A 1,247-nucleotide genomic window follows, 5' to 3' on the forward strand; every position below is an offset into this window, starting at 1 on the left:
TTAGCAATTCGGCTGCCCTTTGCAGTTCGCTAAAGTCGTGCCCTTTGGACTGCACGGAAGCTGCGACTCTATGCAACCGAAGGGACACATTCAAAAGATTTAAAAAAAGCGGTCCAATAAGGAAGAGAGCCCCCCCCTATATAAGCCTCATTTCGTCAGTGCATCCACCACACAATCAACTCTCCTCATTCTATATAAACTACACTCTTATCTTCCATCATACCTTCACCATGGCAGACAACTATCCAACCTACACGCGCCCCAACTTTGACAGCATCTGCCTGACGGGGTTGCCCAAAGACAAGCTCCACGATGGCCTTAAGAAGGCAGTCAAAAAATATAGTGCTCACCTCAAGCGGGTCATGACGGCTCAGGTCCAGTGGCTGGCTGAGGCGCGGGCTCATGAACAAGCTGCGGGACTTCCTCCAAGAAATTTTGGCGGACTCGAAACGGTGCCCTGTATGACCAAAACTCCAATGTTTGGCTATAGGGAATCGATCGAGCTTGAACGCATCCCTGCAGATCCCGCCCTCTTGTATGCCTTTTTGCCCACAGAGCAAGTACAAGCCTGTGTTGAAAACAGGAACTTCGAAGCAGTCTCAAGTAAATATTTTCCTGGGGTGGTGCTGGCATTTGACCTCTGTCCCTACGATCCGTGGATCTCTTCTAAATCTGTAAGTAGTACGTACCACAAGAGACGGTGCAATTTAGTGGAGCGTGAAGAATTGCAGTCTTTCCTCGCTATCTTTCCCACTGACCGCTTCACTGCAGAAGGAGACGGTGTATGGACCCGCTGTATAACAAGAGGGCACTTCGACATCGTGGCCCATGGAGAGATGATTTGGGGCGGCCCCCCTAACACTGACTGGCCGAGTGCATCTGGTTGGGTTTAGTGGCGTCAGTCTAGCAGCCAACACGGGGTGCTGGTCCTGGTCCTCATCGCAATGTTTACGTCCGTCTCGTTTGCTTGTTATAGTATTTGTGTTAGCGTTGTTGTTATTTATCTTTTTTGTTGTTATTTCTCCTTTTTGCGCCCATGGCGTCATGTTGTTGTACTGTTCGTTGAATTCAATCAAAAGCCAGGCCAGTTTTCATGTATATATTATTCCTTCTTGCATTTAGTCCTTTTTTTACGAACGACTGCACGTACAATTATCTGCACTAAAGAATCAGCACCAAGACAATCATAATATTGTCTACTTCATGCATAACACAACGCATAACCTAATATCGCCAAATTCGTATAC

General features: G+C 47.3%; 1 protein-coding gene. It reads left to right on the plus strand.

All coding sequences use genetic code 11. The annotated features are described in order from the left end of the window. The first annotated feature begins 230 nt into the window (after positions 1–230). Entirely contained in the window at positions 231–893 is a 663-nt protein-coding gene (locus BSG20_RS35370) for a RolB family protein (RefSeq protein ID WP_244551858.1), read from the plus strand. Positions 894–1,247: the final 354 nt, after the last annotated feature.

Source organism: Rhizobium tibeticum (genome assembly GCF_900110205.1).
Taxonomy (GTDB): Bacteria; Pseudomonadota; Alphaproteobacteria; order Rhizobiales; family Rhizobiaceae; genus Rhizobium; species Rhizobium tibeticum.